Origin of the sequence: Streptomyces sp. NBC_01017 (genome assembly GCF_045162795.1) — a bacterium.
GTDB classification, from domain to species: Bacteria; Actinomycetota; Actinomycetes; order Streptomycetales; family Streptomycetaceae; genus Streptomyces; species Streptomyces machairae.
In genome coordinates this window covers 2559417-2574742 of the sequence record NZ_CP108683.1, presented here as the reverse complement: position 1 = coordinate 2574742, position 15326 = coordinate 2559417, and the positions used below count along the sequence as shown (strand labels likewise).

Annotated in this window: 16 protein-coding genes; 6 read left to right on the top strand and 10 right to left on the bottom strand. The window is 70.9% G+C overall.

All coding sequences use genetic code 11. The annotated features are described in order from the left end of the window. Window positions 1–103: 103 nt before the first annotated feature. Together OG331_RS11910 and OG331_RS11905 are read left to right on the top strand one after the other, a co-directional pair. Window positions 104–1000, top strand: coding sequence for a class I SAM-dependent methyltransferase (locus OG331_RS11910; RefSeq protein WP_406194887.1), 897 nt, complete (start codon window positions 104–106; stop codon window positions 998–1000). A gap of 141 nt (window positions 1001–1141) precedes the next feature. After that, window positions 1142–1843 carry an SDR family oxidoreductase gene (locus OG331_RS11905; RefSeq protein ID WP_406194884.1) on the top strand — a complete coding sequence of 234 codons (702 nt, stop codon included), beginning with the start codon at window positions 1142–1144 and terminating at the stop codon, window positions 1841–1843. 27 nt (window positions 1844–1870) lie between these two features. Here OG331_RS11905 and OG331_RS11900 read toward each other — a convergent pair whose 3' ends face one another. Then, on the bottom strand, window positions 1871–2554 hold the full coding sequence (locus OG331_RS11900) for a glycoside hydrolase family 75 protein (RefSeq protein ID WP_406194882.1): 684 nt from the start codon (window positions 2552–2554) through the stop codon (window positions 1871–1873). A gap of 122 nt (window positions 2555–2676) precedes the next feature. On the opposite strand from OG331_RS11900, the gene OG331_RS11895 reads away from it, so the two are divergent. Beyond that, window positions 2677–3288 carry a hypothetical protein gene (locus OG331_RS11895; RefSeq protein ID WP_406194880.1) on the top strand — a complete coding sequence of 204 codons (612 nt, stop codon included), beginning with the start codon at window positions 2677–2679 and terminating at the stop codon, window positions 3286–3288. A gap of 85 nt (window positions 3289–3373) precedes the next feature. Here OG331_RS11895 and OG331_RS11890 read toward each other — a convergent pair whose 3' ends face one another. From OG331_RS11890 to OG331_RS11875, 4 genes are all read right to left on the bottom strand, one after another. Next, window positions 3374–4207: an aldo/keto reductase gene (locus tag OG331_RS11890; protein WP_406194878.1), complete on the bottom strand. Its 834-nt coding sequence runs from the start codon at window positions 4205–4207 to the stop codon at window positions 3374–3376. Window positions 4208–4302: 95 nt separating this feature from the next. Next, the gene (locus OG331_RS11885; protein ID WP_406194875.1) at window positions 4303–6129 is read right to left on the bottom strand and encodes an AMP-dependent synthetase/ligase; all 1827 of its coding nucleotides are present in this window, start codon (window positions 6127–6129) and stop codon (window positions 4303–4305) included. 244 nt (window positions 6130–6373) lie between these two features. After that, on the bottom strand, window positions 6374–6739 hold the full coding sequence (locus tag OG331_RS11880) for a hypothetical protein (RefSeq protein WP_406194873.1): 366 nt from the start codon (window positions 6737–6739) through the stop codon (window positions 6374–6376). Between the two features lie 15 nt (window positions 6740–6754). Then, on the bottom strand, window positions 6755–7234 hold the full coding sequence (locus OG331_RS11875; RefSeq protein ID WP_406194870.1) for a hypothetical protein: 480 nt from the start codon (window positions 7232–7234) through the stop codon (window positions 6755–6757). Between the two features lie 57 nt (window positions 7235–7291). Here OG331_RS11875 and OG331_RS11870 point away from each other — a divergent pair, with 57 nt between their 5' ends. Further along, complete coding sequence (locus OG331_RS11870) at window positions 7292–7588, top strand: Lrp/AsnC family transcriptional regulator (RefSeq protein ID WP_406194868.1); 297 nt, start codon at window positions 7292–7294, stop codon at window positions 7586–7588. A gap of 12 nt (window positions 7589–7600) precedes the next feature. Here the strand turns inward: OG331_RS11870 and OG331_RS11865 are convergent, their stop codons facing one another. After that, entirely contained in the window at window positions 7601–8464 is an 864-nt protein-coding gene (locus tag OG331_RS11865; protein WP_406194866.1) for a LysR substrate-binding domain-containing protein, read from the bottom strand. A 192-nt stretch (window positions 8465–8656) separates the two neighbouring features. Between OG331_RS11865 and OG331_RS11860 the strand changes: the two genes are divergently transcribed. Further along, entirely contained in the window at window positions 8657–9697 is a 1041-nt protein-coding gene (locus OG331_RS11860; protein WP_406194863.1) for a bile acid:sodium symporter family protein, read from the top strand. Here OG331_RS11860 and OG331_RS11855 read toward each other — a convergent pair. From OG331_RS11855 to OG331_RS11845, 3 genes are all read right to left on the bottom strand, one after another. After that, complete coding sequence (locus tag OG331_RS11855; protein WP_406194861.1) at window positions 9633–10868, bottom strand: DUF4185 domain-containing protein; 1236 nt, start codon at window positions 10866–10868, stop codon at window positions 9633–9635. The two genes, OG331_RS11860 and OG331_RS11855, sit on opposite strands and share 65 nt — an antisense overlap. A 19-nt stretch (window positions 10869–10887) precedes the next feature. Further along, window positions 10888–12771, bottom strand: coding sequence for an exo-alpha-sialidase (locus tag OG331_RS11850; RefSeq protein WP_406194859.1), 1884 nt, complete (start codon window positions 12769–12771; stop codon window positions 10888–10890). A gap of 108 nt (window positions 12772–12879) precedes the next feature. Then, window positions 12880–13821, bottom strand: coding sequence for a zinc-binding alcohol dehydrogenase family protein (locus tag OG331_RS11845; RefSeq protein WP_406209959.1), 942 nt, complete (start codon window positions 13819–13821; stop codon window positions 12880–12882). 100 nt (window positions 13822–13921) lie between these two features. Between OG331_RS11845 and OG331_RS11840 the strand changes: the two genes are divergently transcribed. After that, window positions 13922–14359 (top strand): MarR family winged helix-turn-helix transcriptional regulator, encoded by a 438-nt coding sequence (locus OG331_RS11840; protein WP_406194857.1) that lies wholly within the window; start codon window positions 13922–13924, stop codon window positions 14357–14359. Between the two features lie 117 nt (window positions 14360–14476). On the opposite strand, the gene fdhD is transcribed toward OG331_RS11840, so the two are convergent. Next, the gene (fdhD, locus tag OG331_RS11835; RefSeq protein ID WP_406194854.1) at window positions 14477–15325 is read right to left on the bottom strand and encodes a formate dehydrogenase accessory sulfurtransferase FdhD; all 849 of its coding nucleotides are present in this window, start codon (window positions 15323–15325) and stop codon (window positions 14477–14479) included. Between the last annotated feature and the right edge of the window lies 1 nt (window position 15326).

Below are 15326 nucleotides of genomic sequence, written 5' to 3'. Positions count from 1 at the left end.
TCGCCGATTTTTGCTCCCGTTTGTTGCCGTTCCGGCAACGACGGTGGCCCCGCGGCGGTGCGTCGGCGCACGCTGGCCTCATCCGAAGGAGAGGCTGACGAGCATGGCGCACAACCACCACTCAGACCGGCATGCCGGTCACCACCACCACGACCACACCGACGTCGACTGGGCCGAGATGGGCCCGGAGCTGGAGGCGCAGGCGGAGCTCTTCACGCCCCTCTACGAGCACACCATGGCCTGGCTGGCCAAGCGGCAGACCGAACCGGGGCTGATCGTCGACGCGGGCAGCGGCCCCGGCGTCATCGCGTGCCTGCTCGCCGACACCTTCCCCGGCGCCCGTGTGGTCGCCGTGGACGCTTCCGAGCCGCTCCTGGCGCGGGCCGGCGCGCGGGCCGGGCGGCTCGGTGTCGCCGACCGCTTCGGCACCCTCACCGGTGAACTCCCGGACGTACTGGACGACTTGGACTATCCCGCCGATCTGCTGTGGGTCGGCCGCACCCTGCATCACCTCGGCGACCAGCGGGCCGCCCTCGCCGCGTTCGCCGCCCGCCTCGCCGTAGGCGGCACGCTGGCGCTGCAGGAGGGTGGTCTGTCGGCCCGGTACCTGCCGCGCGACGTCGGCTTCGGGCGGCCCGGGCTGCAGGCGCGCCTCGACGCGCTGGAGGAGGAGTGGTTCGCCGCGATGCGCGCGGACCTGCCCGGCACCGTCGTGGAGACCGAGGACTGGCCCGCCCTGCTCGCCGCGGCCGGCCTCAGGCCCAGCGGCACCCGCACGTTCCTCCTCGACCTGCCCGCCCCGACCACGGACCGCGCCCGCGCCTACGTCGCCGCCACCCTGACCCGCACCCGCGACGGCATCGGCGACCACCTCGAAGCCGACGACCGCGCGACCCTCGACCGGCTCCTCGACCCGGACGACAAGGCGAGCGTGTATCACCGGCCGGATCTGTTCCTGCTGGCGGCACAGACCGTGTACACGGCCGTACGGACGAAGTGACGACGGTCAGCGCCCGCCACTCGTCCCCCTCCTCGGTGCCTTGACTTCGAGAGCTCTCCAAGTGATGGACTCCCCTGCGTCCGAACTGCACACAGAACGTCGCACAGAACGACACGGAGAACGACACACAGGGGGATCACCATGACCGACTCACCCGTCGCGCTCATCACAGGCGGTGGCAGCGGCATCGGCGCCGCGGTCGCACGGCAGCTGCTGGAGGCCGGACACCGGGTCACCGTCACCGGCCGGGGCGAGGCGCGGCTTCGTGACTTCGCGGAGGGGCTCGGGAATCCGGAGGGCCTGCTGACGGTCGTCGGGAACGCGGCCGACCACGGTGACGTCCGGACGGCCGTCGAGGCCACGCTCAAGGCGTTCGGCCGACTGGACACCGTCGTCGCCAACGCCGGTTTCGCGACCCACGACTCGGTCGCCGAGGGTGACCCGGCCGGATGGACCGAGATGGTGCTGACCAACGTCCTCGGCCCGGCCCTGCTGATCCGCGCCTCCGTCGACGCCCTCAAGGAGACCCGCGGCCGGATCGTCCTCATCGGCAGCGTCGCCGGGTTCGTGCCCGGGCCGGGGAACATCTACGGGGCGACGAAGTGGGCGGTGACCGGGCTCGCCGAGAACACCCGGCGACAGGTCACCGACTGGGGCATCGGCGTGACCCACATCGCGCCGGGCCGGGTGGAGACGCCTTTCTGGGACGCCCACGGCAGTCTGCCGCCCGGGCATCTGCTGACCGCCGACCAGATCGCCGACTCGGTGGTGTGGGCCGTCCGGCAGCCCGACGGCGTGGACGTCAACACCGTCGTCGTACGGCCGCTCGGACAGCCCAACTGACCTGACTCCCGGCTCGGTCACCGGGCATCAGCTGCCCCCGGCGAACTCCTTCGCCAGCTTCTCGCCCAGCGAGGCCGCCGCACTGCGGCTCTCGATGGGCGAGACCTGGGAGTTCTTGAAGAGGATGTACGTCACGCCGGAGGCGGCCCCGCCGGCGGCCGGGTCGGGGTCGATGCCGAGGGCCTCGGCGGCGGCGTAGGAGGCCTCGCCGATGATCTGCTGCGGGCCGGTGTCGCCGACCACGGCGTACAGCACCTGGTCGTCGTGGATGACCGCTGCCACGCCGCCGCCCTTGATGCCGGCGGCGCGGTAGTCCCAGGTGCCGCTGGGGCTGGGCACGACGACGTAGGGCAGGGTGTCGGACCGCAGGGGCTTGCCGTCGGACTGGTGGAACGCCGTGTCCGGAAGGAACCAGGGGTCGGTGGTCTCGTTGCAGTTGTCGGTGCGCCGGCCGTCGCAGTCGATGTCCATGTCGGCCGTCCAGAACACGGCACGCTTCGTGCCGCAGACGGGGACGGTGGCCGAGGCCGCCTGGTCGGTGCGGTACCTGCTCTTCGAGATCTGTGAGCAGGACGTCACCTTCGCGAGCAGGTCGGCCGCGCTCACGCCGGCTTCTTCGGGTTCCGCCGGCCGGGCGCCGGCGGGGAGCGCCGCGGTGGCGAGCAGCGCGGCTCCGGCGGCCGCCGCGAGGATCAGTCTTCGGGTGCGCACTGTGGGGGTGGCCCTTCCATCGGGAAAGTTTCCTTACTGATGGCTGATTGCGACGCCATGCCCCCAGTAGAAGACTGGATGTATAGAAAAGTTCGCATATGCCCGGATTTCCGGGAGGTGTCATGTTCGTACGCGCCGTCTACACGACCGGTGATCCCGCGAAGATCGACATGGCCATCAGGGCGATGAACACCCAGGGCCGCGACCTGCTGGAGGACCGTCCGGGATACCGGGGAGCGAGTGTCTTCGTGGACCGGGTCCTCGGGAAGCTGCTGGCAGCGAGCTGGTGGGAGTCGGAGCGGGCCCGGCGCAACAGCGACGAGGTGTTGCGCGAGCGCCGGTCGGCGATGCTGGAGCCGTTCGCGGGGACCGTGGCGGTCGACAACTACGAGGCGCTGGTCTTCCACCAGGTCCGGCAGCCGCGGGCGGGCGGCGGACTGCGGCTCACCAGGCTGGAGTTCGACCCGATGGACACGGACCTGCTCGCCGACACCTTCCGCGCGACGGTGGTGCCCAGGCTGGAGACCCTCCCCGGGCTGGCCAGGGCGTCCCTCATGGTCGACCGGGAGCGCGGCCGCGGGATGGCCGCAGCGGTCTTCGTCGACCAGACGTCCCTGGCGGCCTCCCGCGCGGGTCAGGCGGGGGCGCGGCACGAGGGCGCTGCCAAGGCGCACGTGTCCGTGATCGGGCTGGAGGAGTTCGAGGTCGTCCACACCGATGTGCGCGGTGACTGAGGCCGGTGACCGGGGTGATGCGTACGCGTCCGCCCGCCGCTCATACAGCTGAGCGGCGGGCGGAGTGCCGTACGAAAAACGGACGTCAGGCGTCGAACGTCGCCGGGTCGGGACCGATTCGCCGGTCCTCGTTCAGCGCGCTGATCGCCGCGAGGTCCTCGTCGTCCAGGCTGAAGTCGAAGACTCCGATGTTCTCCTTGATCCGCGACGGCGTCACGGACTTCGGGATCACGACGTTGCCCAGCTGCAGGTGCCAGCGCAGCACGACCTGCGCCGGGGTGCGGCCGTGCTTCTGCGCGATGGCGACGATCGCCGGAACCTCCAGCAGACCCTTGCCCTGGCCGAGCGGCGACCAGGCCTCGGTGGCGATGCCCTGCTCGGCGTGGAACTCGCGGGAGGCGTGCTGCTGCAGATACGGGTGCAGCTCGATCTGGTTGACCGCGGGGATGACCGACGTCTCGTCGATCAGGTGCCGAAGGTGCTCCGGAAGGAAGTTGGAGACACCGATCGCGCGGACGCGCCCGTCGGCGTGGAGCTTCTCGAACGCCTTGTAGGTGTCGACGTAGGTGCCCCGGGCCGGGAGCGGCCAGTGGATGAGGTACAGGTCGACGTAGTCCAGGCCGAGCTTCTCCAGCGACACGTCGAAGGCGCGCAGCGTGGCGTCGTAACCCTGGTCGCCGTTCCAGAGCTTGGTGGTGACGAAGATGTCCTCGCGGGGGACACCGGAGCCGGCGATGGCCTTGCCGGTGCCCTCTTCGTTGCCGTAGATCGCCGCTGTGTCGATGCTGCGGTACCCGGCCTCCAGGGCCGTCGCGACCGCCTGCTCGGCCTCGTCGTCCGGCACCTGCCAGACGCCGAAGCCCAGCTGGGGCATCTCGACGCCGTTGTTGAGGATGATCGGGGGGACCTTGCTGCTCACGAGCTCTTGATCCTTACGGTTGTCGTCAGGTGGTACTCACCATCGTCAACGATCACGGGCGCCCATGCATTCCGGACCGGAGAAAAAGGCAGGACTCACGCCTGGTACAGCGCGTCGACCTCGCCCGCGTAAGCGTTCTCGATCGCCTTGCGCTTCAACTTCAGCGACGGCGTGAGCAGTCCGTGCTCCTCGGTGAACGGCTGCGCGAGGATACGGAACGTGCGGATCGACTCGGCCTGCGAGACAAGGGTGTTGGCGGCGACGACCGCGCGCCGCACCTCGGTCTCCAGGTCGGCGTCGCGGACCAGCTGGGCCGGGGTCATCTGGGGTTTGTCGCGCATCATCAGCCAGTGCTCGACGGCCTCCTGGTCGAGGGTGACCAGGGCCGCGATGTACGGGCGGTCGTTGCCGACGACGATGCACTGGGAGACCAGCGGATGGTCGCGGACGCGCTCCTCCAGCACGCCCGGCGAGACGCTCTTGCCGCCGGACGTGACCAGGATCTCCTTCTTGCGGCCGGTGATGGTGAGGTAGCCGTCCTCGTCGAGGGACCCCAGGTCACCGGTGGCCAGCCAGCCGTCGTGCAGGGCCTCGTCGGTGGCCTTCTGGTTGTTGAGGTAGCCCTGGAAGACGTTGCCGCCGTGCAGCCAGACCTCGCCGTCGTCCGCGATGTGCACGGTCGTGCCCGGGATGGGCTGCCCGACGGTGCCGTAGCGGGTGCGATAGGGCGGGTTGGCGGTCGCGGCCGCCGTGGACTCGGTGAGGCCGTACCCCTCGTAGACGTGGACGCCGGCGCCCGCGAAGAACAGGCCGAGCCGTCGGTCCATCGCCGAGCCGCCGGTCATCGCCTGCTTGATCCGGCCGCCCATCGCGGCCCGCATCTTGGAGTAGACGAGCTTGTCGAAGAGCTGGTGCTGCATGCGCAGACCGGCCGAGGGGCCGGGGCCGATGCCCCACGCCTTGGCCTCCACGGCGTCCGCGTACTTCACGGCGACCTCGACGGCCTTCTCGAAGGGGCCGGACTTGCCTTCCTTCTCGGCCTTGCGGCGGGAGGCGTTGAAGACCTTCTCGAAGATGTACGGCACGGCGAGGAAGAAGGTCGGCTTGAACGCGGCGAGGTCCGGCAGCAGCGCGGCCGCGTTCATCTGCGGCTGGTGGCCGAAGCGGACCTTGCCGCGGATCGCGGCGACCTGCACCATCCGCCCGAAGACGTGCGCGAGCGGCAGGAACAGCAAGGTCGCCGCCTCGTCGCCCTTCTTGGAGTGGAACACCGGCTCCCAGCGCTCGATGACCGTGTCCGTCTCGTGCATGAAGTTGCCGTGCGAGATGACACAGCCCTTGGGGCGGCCGGTCGTGCCCGAGGTGTAGATGATCGTGGCGATCGATTCCGGCGTGACCGCCTGCCGGTGGCGGTGGACCACCTCGTCGTCGAGGTGGGCGCCGTCGTCGTACAGCTCCTGCACGGCGCCCGAGTCCAGCTGCCACAGCTGGTGCAGCCGCGGCAGCCGGTCGATGACCGTGGCGATCGTCATCGCGTGGTCCTCGTGCTCCACGATCGCCGCCGACACCTCGGCGTCGTACAGCGTCCAGAAGCACTGCTCGGCCGAGGAGGTCGGGTAGATCGGCACCACCTGGGCGCCGATCGTCCACAGGGCGAAGTCGAAGAGCGTCCACTCGTACCGGGTAGGGGACATGATCGCGACCCGGTCGCCGAACCGGATGCCGCGGGCGAGAAGGCCCTTGGCGAGGGCGAGCACCTCGTCCCGGAACTCGGCGGCGGTGACGTCACGCCAGTTCCCGTGGTCGTCCTTGCGGCCGAGGGCGACATGGAGCGGGTCTTCCTGGGCATGCTGGAAGACGACGTCGGCCAGGCCGCCCACCGGCGGTGCCAACGCCAACGGAGGGTTGGTGAACTCGCGCAAACCCCGCTCCCCGCTCCGAATGGCCTCGGCTGACGCTCCGCGCAGCGCCGTGAAAGCTACCCCACCCGCGTTTCGGACGGGAGGGGGCCGGAAATCGACGGGCGCTCAGGTATGCACTGGTCAGGGCCGGAAAATGCGCTCACATAGGGAAGGGTCGGACAGAAAACTGACGGTTGAGTAAGTTTCGGGCCCGTAATCTCCACCGAATCTGTACGACCCGATTACCCGGTACGGGCCCTGTTGATCATGTCATCCCCTGCGAGCCGCCGTCTCCTCCTCTGTCAGCGTGCGAGTGGCCGGAGGTGTCACCCTGGCCTTGGTCACGGTCGGCCTCCTGACCAGCGCGAGGACCAGCGTGCCCGTCGGCGAATGCGGCGCGCAGGACGCCCTCCCCGAACACGTCCCGCGGCGCACCGGCGCCGCCGCCCGCAAGGGTGTGGGCCGCATCCGCGGGCAGCGTGTCCTGCATCCGCGAGGTCAGCACCGTGCCGAACAGGGCGATGCCCAGGGCGTACCCGAGCTGCCGGAAGGTGTTCACCGCACCGCCCGCCATTCCGGCCCGCTCCGGCGATACGGCGGCCGGCGCGGCACCCGCGATACCGGGCGACACCAGCCCCGTGTGGTATCAGGGCTTCGCCGTCGACCCGGCGTCCAGGACCGCCATGCAGTACTGGCCCGCCCCGATCAGCAGCAGCCCGCCGCCGATGGTGAGCCGCACCGACACCCCGTGCAGCCGCCGCCCGCCGGCCGCCGCGACCACGAACGACGCCAGCGACGGCCACAGGAGACGACCCCGCCGCGCACCGCGCTCATCCCGAGCAGGGTCTGCAACCAGATCGAGGTGTACGCCATGGCACCGAACGCCGCCGCGTTGAACCCGCCGCTCCACCACGAGGAAGCAGGCCAGCGCCAACGCCGCCCCGGCGAACCACACCAGCGTCCACGTTGCGCCCCACCCATGGCTTCCGGCCCGCACGGCCCCGTACGTCAGGGCCCCCGCGAAGGCCACGAACGTCACCGTGCCCGCCCAGTCGATACGACGACCGCGCGCACCCCGCGACTCCGGCACCACCCGCAGCGTCAGCCACACCGCGGCCACGCTCACCGGCAGATTGACGTAGAAGATCCACCGCCGGCCCGGCCCGGGGCGGTGTACGTCGACGTGGCGTACAACTCCGAGACCATCGGCTTTCCGGTCGGCGCCGTCCTGTGGATCACCACCACCCCGGCCGCCCTGACCGCGGTGGGTGAGGCCCTCGCCACCCACGACGAGATCGCCCACGCCGCGGCGACGGCGGGGCCGTGCAGCATCGTGGCGACGGCGGTGGTGCGGAACACGGCCGACCTGTACGCGTACCTGAGCGGGCCACTCGGGCGGCTGGAAGGCGTACAGCACGTGGAGTCGTCGGTGTTTCTGCGACGCGTGAAGCAGCTGACGCATCAGCGCCCGCCGCGCTGAAGCGCCCCCGCCCTAACGCCGGTGCAACCGGTCCCCGCCCGCCAGAATCGCCCCCGCCAACGCATCCGCGGCCCCCTGAGCCGCCGTTCGGCGCCGGCCGTGCACCAGCACGAAGTCGACCCGCCCCAGCTCCGGCAGCCCCGATCGTTCGGGCACCCGCACCAGGCCCGGCGGAATCAGGCCCCGGGAGTGCGCCATCACGCCGAGCCCGGCCCGTGCCGCCGCGATCAGTCCGTTGAGGCTGCCGCTCGTGCACACGATCCACCAGTCACGCCCCTGCCGCTCCAGCGCCTCCAGCGCGAGCGCCCTGGTGATGCCCGGCGGCGGATAGACGATCAGCGGCACCGGACGGTCCGGCTCCAGGCGCAGCCGCTCCGCGCCGATCCACACCAGCCGGTCGTGCCAGACCAGGTCGCCCCGTCGGTCCTCGGGGCGCCGCTTGGCGAGCACCAGGTCCAGCTTCCCGGCCTCCAGTTGCTCGTGCAGGGTGCCTGAGAGTTCGACCGTCAGTTCCAGGTCGACCTCGGGGTGGTCGTAGCGGAAGCTCTCCAGGATCTCCGGCAGGCGGGTCAGCACGAAGTCCTCGGACGCGCCGAAGCGGAGCCGGCCGCGCAGCCGGGTACCGGTGAAGAAGGCCGTCGCCTGCTCGTGCACCTCCAGGATCCGGCGGGCGAAGCCGAGCATCGCCTCGCCGTCCTCGGTGAGCTCCACGGAGTGCGTGTCCCGGGTGAACAGCGGCCGCCCCGTGACGTCCTCCAGGCGGCGTACGTGCTGGCTGACGGTCGACTGGCGCAGGCCGAGGCGGCGGGCTGCCTGAGTGAAGCTCAGGGTCTGCGCCACCGCGAGGAACGTGCGCAGATGGGACGGATCGTACATGCCCCGAGCCTAGCGCGGGTTATCGCAGAACGTGATGACAGTCAGAGTGGTATGCCGGATTCCCGATCGCTGATCGTCGGAGGACGATGGGGAGGGCACGTCCGTGCCGGGAACCCGAAGTTCAGCGAAGCGACAGCCAGTACGACAGCGAAGTAGTGGAGCACAGTGAAACGCCTGCAATGGCCGCGTTGGATGCCGATCGACCCGTACATCCTGCTGCTGCTCGGGACCGTGGGCCTCGCGGCCCTCCTCCCGGCGCGCGGGACGGCCTCCGATGTGGCGTCCGGTGCCTCCACGGCCGCGATCGCCTTCCTCTTCTTCCTCTACGGCGCCCGGCTGTCCACCCGTGAGGCGATGGACGGCCTGAAGCACTGGCGACTCCATGTCACCGTCCTGGCCTGCACCTTCGTCGTCTTCCCACTGTTGGGGCTGGCGGCGCGCGGGCTCGTCCCGGTGCTGCTGACGCACCCCCTCTACCAGGGGCTGCTCTTCCTCACCCTCGTCCCGTCGACCATCCAGTCGTCGATCGCCTTCACCTCGATGGCCCGTGGCAACGTGCCCGCCGCGATCTGCGCGGGCTCCTTCTCCTCGCTGGTGGGCATCGTCATCACCCCCCTGCTCGCGGCGGCCGTGCTCGGCGGCAGCGGGGGCGGCTTCTCCGCCGACTCGGCGGTCAAGATCGTGCTGCAGCTGCTGGTGCCGTTCGTCGCCGGGCAGTTGCTGCGCCGCTGGATCGGCGGCTTCGTCACCCGGCACAAGAAGGTCCTCGGGCTCGTCGACCGTGGCTCGATCCTGCTGGTCGTCTACACCGCGTTCAGCGCGGGCATGGTCCAGGGCATCTGGCACCAGGTGAGCGCGGTCCAGCTGGGCGGGCTGCTCGCCGTCGAGGCGGTGCTGCTGGCCGTGATGCTGCTGCTGACCTGGTACGGCGCCAAGGCGCTGCGCTTCGACCGCGAGGACCGCATCGCGATCCAGTTCGCCGGCTCCAAGAAGTCCCTCGCCGCCGGGCTGCCCATGGCGAGCGTCCTGTTCGGCGCGCACGCATCGCTGGCGGTGCTGCCGCTGATGCTGTTCCACCAGATGCAGCTGATGGTGTGCGCGGTCATCGCCAAGCGCCGCGCCCACGACGCCGAGGCCCGCGAGACCGAGGGCGCCGCACCCGGCCCGGTCACCGCGTCTGTGCCAGCCGCAGAGTCACGAACCGCGGTCGGTACAGGGACACGTTCCGGTTGAGCTGCCCCGCGGCACTGCCCGGCTCCAGCCAGTTGACGTCGTAACTCAGGACGAGGCGTCCGTCGTCGCTCAACTCGGGGTGCGTCTGCGGGTTGTAGGCGGCGACCTGGCCGCCCTGCGGCAGCGCCGGGCTGAAGTCCTTCGTCGGCCCGTGCCAAGGGCCGGCGGGGGAGCACGCCCAGTACGACGTGACGGTCGTCAGCCCCTTCGTGCCCGCGGCCATCGTGAACAGGACGTACGTCCCCCGCACCCGCACCACCGAGAAGGCGCTCCCCACCCCCGTGCGCCGGCCGTCCCCGAGCACCGCACGCGGCCGGGCACCCGCCCCGGCCCACTCGGAGCCGTTCCAGTACTGCCAGGCACCCGGTTCGCCGAGCCTGCCCTCGGGCACCCGCGCCACGTACGCCTGCGAGGCCGGCCGGGACGCGGCCTGACCGTCGTCGCCGCCGAAGACGTACGTCCAGCCGTCCTCCTCGACCAGCGTCGTCCCGAACAGCACACGCCGGGACGGATCCGGCACCAGCTGCTGGTCGAGAACCTTCACCACCGACTCGACCCGCAGGTCGGGCAGCGTGAGCGTGGCGACCTCGGTGGCGGTGGGCACACCGAAGATCCAGGGCGGCTGCCCGGCCGTGCGCACCCAGAGCAGCACCCGCAGCACCTGCTCCGACGAGCCGGGGGAGCGGGGCTCGACGCGGGCCGCGACCGGCCAGCGCCACTGGTTCGGGGCGGGGTCGGGAAACAGCGGCGTGGCCAGCGTGCTCTCCAGGCGTCCGTCGCGCATGACGACCGCCGAGTTCCGCACCAGGGGAGCGGTGGCCTCCCGCCAGGTGTGGGACTCGCCGAACGGGTTGGGCGGCGAGTACACCTGGCCCAGGTAGGTGTCCGAGAACAGCCACAGCACGCGACCGTCCGGCAGCCGCACCGAGTGCGTACCGTCGCCGCCGGTCCAGTCGTCGGTGCGGGACGGGTTGTCGCCGTACCGGGAGAACTCGCCGGTGAGTCTGTCGTCGGCCGACCAGGCCGCGACCGAGTGCGGTGCACACGCGCCACCGCCCTCCCGTTCGCCGTCGTCCGGGAGGGCGGTGAGCAGCACGGCCGCGAGAACCAGGGCCAGGAGTACTCCCAGGCCGGTTCCCATGCGCTGCCGTGCTCGTGCGTCGTCGGGCACGCCCGGGACGTTAGTGGCCTCAGCGCACTTGGTCCATGGGCAGCCACAGGACGGTGTCGGAGGTGGCCGAAGACTTACCGCTCGTGCGGGCACGTGCCGCGGCCGTGAGCTCCGAGTCACCGAGCGCCCGGTTCCACACGTGGACGTCGTCGATCGCACCGGTCAGGAACGCCCTGCTGTCCATGCGCTGCCCGACATGCACGCCGAACGGCGAGTTACGGCTGACCGAACCGGCCACGTCCGTGGTGCTGATCGCCCTGCCGTCGACGAACAGCGTCAGCCGGCCGCCGCCGCGCCGCAGCGCGAGATGGTGCCACTCGCCGTCGTTGTGGGCGTCCCCGGCCCACACGGACGCCGTGCGCACCGTCCCGAAGCCCTCCCGGGTGGTGATCAGGCCCCGCACCCGGTCGCTGTCCGGCTCGCCGCGCAGCCAGATCTGTGGCTGGGTGCTGCCGATCCCGCCCATCCACAGGAACGGCTGCTCGCCGGAGGCCGCGGAATAGCGGAAGAACAGCGAGACCGTGAACTCGCCGGTGCCGAGCGGGAGTCTGGACCGGTACGGCAGCCGTACGGCGTCGTTGTCGCCGTCGAACTCGAAGGCGTTGCCCAGCACGCCGTCCGTCACCCTGGGTCCGCCGAGGACCGTCGCGCGGGGTGCGCTCGGGGCGAGGTCCGAGGTGGTCGGATCGGCGCCGCGCCGCGGTCCCAGCCAGTCCTCGTTGAAGCGGGCGAAGCGGATCTCGTCGCGCGCGTCCACGGCGCCGCCCTCGTACATCAGGCCCACTGTGGACGCGTCCACGTCCACCATGTCGGAGTAGCCCGACCAGTCCGTGGTGACGACCTTGCCGCGGTCCGCGCTGTCCCAGGTGGCGCCGCCGTCGTAGGAGGACCTGACCATCATGGTCCGCCGGCGGTCGGGGTCGCCGGGGGCGGACAGCAGCATCCGGTTGCCCAGGCGGAGCGTGGCGCCCTGGACCTGAGGCGTGTACAGGTCCGGAAGGTCGCGGAACGGGCCGGTGAAGGTGGAGCCGCCGTCCTTGCTGTACGTCTGGCTGCGATGGCCGAGATCGGTGCCGTCCTGCTCCCTGCCGCTGATCAGGATCGTGCCGTCCGTGCGCTCGGTGAGGGTCACCTCGGACGGCTTCTGCCGGAAGGTGCTGTCGGCCGCGGAGATGGGCCAGGAGTCGGTGGCGCCGACCTTCCAGGTGTCGCCGCCGTCATCGCTGACGATGAGCGCGGCGTGGTTGGTGCTGACCCGACTGCCGTCCCAGGTCTCGGTGTTGACGCCGAAGACGAGACGGCCGGTGTGCGGGCCCTTGGTGAGCTGGATGCCGTGCACGGGGCCCGTGGCGTACCAGGAGTTCCACTCCTTCGGCAGTATCTGGTCGCTCAGATCGCGCGGCGCGGACCAGGTCGCGCCGTCGTCGTCGCTGTACTGCAGATGAGGGGTGCGATCACACGGCACGGTGCAACTGCCGCTGTCCGTGCGGCCCGTGTTGTACGTTTCCGCCAGCAGGATGCGGCCGGTCTCCCGGTCCACGATCGGTGCCGGGTTGCCGTGCGTGTCGCCGGCGCCCTTGCTGACGACCTGGAGCGGCCCCCAGGTGCGGCCGCCGTCCGTCGACCGCTTGAGCACGATGTCGATGTCGGCGGCGTCGCCGCAGTTGAGCACCCGCCCCTCGGCGAACGCCAGCAGGGTGCCGTCCTTGGACTTCACGATCGCCGGAATGCGGAAACAGGCGTACCCGGGATCCTGGGACGCCTTGAAGAGGACCTGCTGCTCGAACGACGGTGTCTTGGTGGCCGGTTGGGACTCGGCCGGACTTAAGGTCGCGGCCGTCGCGAGGGTGGCGACGGCCGTGACCAGGGCAGCTCTGAGACGTGCGCGAACTCTTGAAGGCATGGTGCGGCCCGCCCCTTCATCGTCTGGTCATGCGTCCAGGCATCCGAACATTCGGACATCCCACGTCCAAAGTGCGCATCACAGACGTTAGTTGGGCTATCGCACACATCACAAGAACCGTGCACGTGTCACTCCCGTATGGAGTACTACTTTCCCTCGGTTGGCCCGCGTCTCGACCGCCACATGGGCCTCGAGGGCCTCCTCCAGAGTGAACTCCCCGTGCACGGCAGGCTTGACGGCGCCTTCCTCGAACAGCTCCCACAGCTCCCGTCGCCACCGCTCGTACAACTCCGGCTCGCCCCGAGCGATCCGGGCCATCTGGAATCCGACGACGGACTTGGCGCCTACAAGAAGGTCGTATGCCTGAATTGTCCCGCCGCCCGAACTGTAGGCCACGAGTCGCCCGCCCGGCGTGAGCGCCGCGAGGGCGGGGCTCAGCAGGTCGCCGCCGACGGCATCGAGGACGTAGTCGACGGGGTCCCCCCAGTCCTCGTCCCGGTACGTGACCACCTCGTCGGCGCCGAGGGAGCGCACGAAGTCCGCCTTCGCCGGATCGGAGACGGCGCCCACGACCCGTCCCGCGCCCCGAACCCGCGCCAGCTGCACGGCCAGGTGTCCGACCCCGCTCGCCGCCGCGGTGATCAGTGCCGCCTCCCCGTGCCGCGGCCGGGCGGCCTCCAGTGCGCCGAGCGCCACCAGGCCGCCGCGGACGAGGGCGACCGCGTCGACGGCGGTGGCGGTGTCGGGAATGGCGGAGGCCATGTCCTCGCGCAGGACCGCGTAGTCGGCGTAACCGTGTCCGAAGCACAGGCCGGTCACGCGGTCGCCGGTGCGGAAGCGGCCGGCTCCGGCGCCCACGGCCACGACCTCACCCGCGACCTCGCCGCCGAGCGGGACGGGCTCGGCCGTCTCGGTGACCTTGCGGACCACCGGGAGCGTGACGCCGACGGCCTCGCAGCGGACGAGCAGCTCGCCGGGGCCCGGTTCCGGGACCGGGGTCTCCTCCAGGAACAGGGGGCCGCCGGTCGATTCGTAGCGGACGCGGCGCATCGCATCTCCAGAAGTCATTGGGACCACCAACGGTTTGGGCGGTGCTGACGCTAGCCGTCGGTCATGGGGAGGTCCAATGAATTCCCGATAGGGTGCCGGCATGCTCGAAGCACCCCTTCCCGCGATCCGCTCCCTCCCCAGCTGGCTGCTCGGCCGAGCGGCGGCCCGGGGGCGTTCCCTGGTGGCCGAGGCGCTCGCGGCCGAGGGGATGAAGATGTGGCACCACGTGGTGCTCTCGGCCGTCCGCGACCTGGCCCCCGTGGCGCAGGCGGATCTCGGCCGCGGCGTCCAGCTCGACCCCAAGGACCTGGTCGGGATCCTCAACGACCTGCAATCCGCCGGTCTCGTCCTGCGCGAGCCGGACCCGAACGACCGCCGCAAGAACGCGGTCTCCCTCACCGACACGGGTGCGCGCCTGCTGGAGCGTTGTGAGAAAGCGGCCCGCGAGGCCAATGACGCGCTCCTCGCCCCGCTGTCACGTGCCGAACGCGACCGGTTCATGGACCTGTTGGTCCGGATCTCCGGCACGCGGAGCTGAGCGACCGTCGTGCGCGAGCCTGTCGTGCGCGAGCCTCGGGCTGAGACGGGGCCCCTGCACGGCGCAGGGGGCGCTCCCCGCCGGTCGGGGCCCCGCCGCCGTGTCGCGGGGAACCTGTCAGGCCTGGGCGGCCGCGGTCCGCAGGGCCAGCCGGTGTTCGCCCGCGTACACGTTCATGGAGCTGCCCCGCAGGAAGCCCACCAGCGTCAGGCCCGTCTCCGCGGCCAGGTCGACTGCGAGCGACGAGGGCGCCGAGACCGCCGCGAGCACCGGGATCCCCGCCATCACCGCCTTCTGCGCCAGCTCGAAACTGGCCCGCCCGGAGACCAGCAGGATCGTCCGGGACAGCGGCAGGTCCCCGTTCTGCAGGGCGCGCCCGACCAGCTTGTCGACCGCGTTGTGCCGGCCCACGTCCTCGCGGATGTCCAGCAGCTCGCCGTCCTCCGTGAACAGGGCCGCCGCGTGCAGGCCCCCGGTCCGGTCGAAGACCCGCTGGGCCGCGCGGAGCCGGTCGGGGAGGCTCACGAGCAGTTCGGGTTCGACCCGGACCGGGGGAGTGTCGGCTATCGGCCAGCGGGCCGTCGTGCGGACCGCGTCGAGGCTCGCCTTGCCGCACAGGCCGCAGGACGAGGTCGTGTAGACGTTCCGCTCCAGCGTGATGTCCGGGATCTTCACGCCCGGCGCGGTCCTCACGTCCACCACGTTGTACGTGTTGGAGCCGTCCACCGTGGCGCCGGCGCAGTACACGATGTTCTGCAGATCGCCCTGCTCGGCGAGGACCCCCTCGCTGACCAGGAAACCTGCCGCCAGCGCGAAGTCGTCGCCCGGGGTGCGCATGGTGATCGCGAGCGGCTTGCCGTTCAGTCTGATCTCCAGCGGTTCCTCGGCGACGAGGGTGTCCGGGCGCGTGGAGACGGCCCCGTCCCGGATGCGGATCACCTTGCGTCGTTCCGTGACTCGTCCCATG